The organism is Longimicrobium sp. (assembly GCF_036554565.1).
GTDB lineage: Bacteria > Gemmatimonadota > Gemmatimonadetes > Longimicrobiales > Longimicrobiaceae > Longimicrobium.
On the sequence record NZ_DATBNB010000166.1, the window covers coordinates 1 to 2404 of the forward strand.

Sequence of the window (2404 nt, forward strand, 5' to 3'; positions counted from 1 at the left end):
GACGTCCACCAGCGGGTTTACGTGCAGGTTCCCGTCGCCCGCGTGGCCGAAAATGACGGCAGGCAGCGCATGCCGCTGCAGCATGGCTCTCAACAGGCGGATGTAGTCGGGAAGGCGGTCCACCGGCACCACGCCGTCCTCGATGAACTGCATGGACACACGCCCGCCGGCCATCCTGGCGATCAGGGGGCTGGCGGCGTGCCTCACGTGCCAGAACCGCTCCTGCTGGTGAGGGTCCACGGCCACGGACACGCGGTGCGCCACGCCGGCCATCTCCGCGCGCACCCGCTCCAGTGCATCCGCGACGGCCTCCACCGATTCGCCCGCCATCTCCACGAACAGGATCGCCTCCAGTCCTTCGCCAAGCGGGTAGCCGGGGTCCTCGCCCGACTCGCGCACCAGGTCGATGAACGTGCGGTCGATCATCTCGCACGTGGCGGGGCCCAGCTCCAGGATGCGCAGCACGGCCGCGCCCGCCGCTTCAAGATCCGTGAACTCCACCAGCGACAGCCCACGGTGCGCGGCAATGGGCTCCAGCCGGACCGTCGCGCCCACCACCATCCCCAGCGTCCCCTCACTCCCGACGAGCAGGTCCACCGCATCTCCGGTCTGCAGGTACTCGCGCAACGCGTAGCCCGACGAATTCTTGCGCACCCGCGGCCACGTGCGATCGATCCAATCGCGCCGCGGGCCGATCGCCGCGTCCACACGGGCCAGGCGGGTGCGGGTCTGTTCGTCTGCAGCGACGCCGCGCGTCAGCGTGGACCGGGTGCCATCGTCCCAGACGACGTCCACGGACTGCACCCAGCGTCGGGTGGAGCCGTGGCGGACGGTGTGGGCGCCGCCGGAGTTGTTGGCGATCAGACCACCCATCGTGGCGCGTTCGGCGCTGGACGGGTCCACGGGAAAGTGCAGCCCGTGGCGGCTGGCGGCGGCGTTCACCTCGGCCAGGGTCGCACCGGGCTGCACCAGCATCGTGCGCCTTTCGGTATCCACCTCCCCCACCCGCCGGAAGTGCGTCGCCAGGTCCACCACCACCCCCGGCCCGATGTTCCCGCCCGGCATCCCCGTTCCCGCGCCCCGCGGCACCACGGGCACGCGGTGGTCCCACGCCCAGCGCAGCAGGGCCGAGACATCGTCCGCGTCTACCGGCACGGCGATGGCGGCAGGGACGGAGCGCAGGATCCCGGAGTGCTCGGAGAATTCCGTGCGCCGCGCCTCCTCTACGCAGAACTCGCCCCGGAACGCCGGCGGACGGCCGTCGGGGAGAGACACAGCGGGGGCCTCGAACGGATCACGCATCAGGCGATGGGAACAGGTGTGGATGCGCGGCCCGAAAAGCGGCGCGGGCCTCGTTCAGGCTCTCGGTGTTGGCGCCGCCCCGGTAGTCGGGGTCATCGGATTGCGCGCCGTCGTCCTCCCACCCACAGACGCGGCAGATCTCGTATGTGCCGCGCTCCGCTTCCGAGAGCGTATGGAATCCGCAGCAGTGGCAGGGGTAAAGGACGGGATCGACGGGGATGAGGAGCACCTGCCCGGGCGCGAAGAGGGGCGGCCACCACACGCCGGAGTGCGGATGCAGGCACGGGAAGACGAGCGCGACTTCTTCGGGGTCGTCCGCGCGGGGGCGAACGCTCCCGATGGCGTGGATGGGCTCCTGGAAGCGCGCGCCCCGGGGAGGGCCGGTGGCGACGATCATCCCGGGAGCGAGCTGGCCTGAAACGATCGACCCGTGCACGATCACGCATCCACGCTCGGGGATGTAGAACGCGCCGCCGACCGAAAAACGCGCATCGGCCGTCATCCGCCTCGGAAACGAAAAACGCTCCCCGGCTGGGGAGCGTGCATCGGGCCGGCGGAGGGCGCCATCAGGCACAGGCTGGGCACAGGCCCACGACCTCCACGCGGTAGCCACGCACCTGGAACCCCGCTCCGGCATCGATGTGCGGCAGCAGTTCGTGGGGCTCGCCGGGCACGTCGCGCACCTGCCCGCACACCAGGCAGCGGGAGTGGTAGTGGTCGTCGGTGCGCGCGTCGTAGCGGGCGGAGCCGTCGCCGTACGTCAGCTTCACGGCAAGGCTGCAGCTCACCAGGGTTTCCAGCGCCTTGTACACCGTCGCCAGCGAGATGTCGGTGATGTCGCCGCGCACGGCGGTGAACACCTCGTCCGCGGACGGATGGTCCGTGGTGCCTCGCAGGAAGCGGTACACGGCGGCGCGCTGCTCCGTGAAGCGCTGGCCGTTGGCCTCGAGCGCCTCGCGGAGAACCGCGTCCAACTGGTCCGGCGACATGCGTGCGGTGATGGGCATCGTGCTCGGTGCGAAAGGACGAAAGCGAAGAAGGTGAACAGAAGCGCAGCAAGGGCAAGGATTTCGCTCTATCCAAGCTAGGGATGGCGGGAGAT

At 70.1% G+C, this 2404-nt stretch carries 3 protein-coding genes; all 3 read right to left on the reverse strand.

Annotated features, from left to right (window positions below):
• Positions 1 to 1302, reverse strand: a 1302-nt coding sequence (locus tag VIB55_RS04570; RefSeq protein ID WP_331875486.1) for an FAD-binding oxidoreductase, incomplete at its 3' end; no start/stop codon positions are given.
• Positions 1295 to 1804 (reverse strand): CPCC family cysteine-rich protein, encoded by a 510-nt coding sequence (locus VIB55_RS04575; protein WP_331875487.1) that lies wholly within the window; start codon positions 1802 to 1804, stop codon positions 1295 to 1297. The genes VIB55_RS04575 and VIB55_RS04570, both read right to left, overlap by 8 nt.
• Positions 1805 to 1868: 64 nt before the next feature.
• On the reverse strand, positions 1869 to 2309 hold the full coding sequence (locus VIB55_RS04580; RefSeq protein ID WP_331875488.1) for a transcriptional repressor: 441 nt from the start codon (positions 2307 to 2309) through the stop codon (positions 1869 to 1871).
• Positions 2310 to 2404: the final 95 nt, after the last annotated feature.

Coding starts and splice junctions, on each gene's coding strand:
- VIB55_RS04575 (WP_331875487.1), bottom strand. CDS start 1,804: ATGACGGCCGATGCGCGTTTTTCGGTCGGCGGCGCGTTCTACATCCCC.
- VIB55_RS04580 (WP_331875488.1), bottom strand. CDS start 2,309: ATGCCCATCACCGCACGCATGTCGCCGGACCAGTTGGACGCGGTTCTC.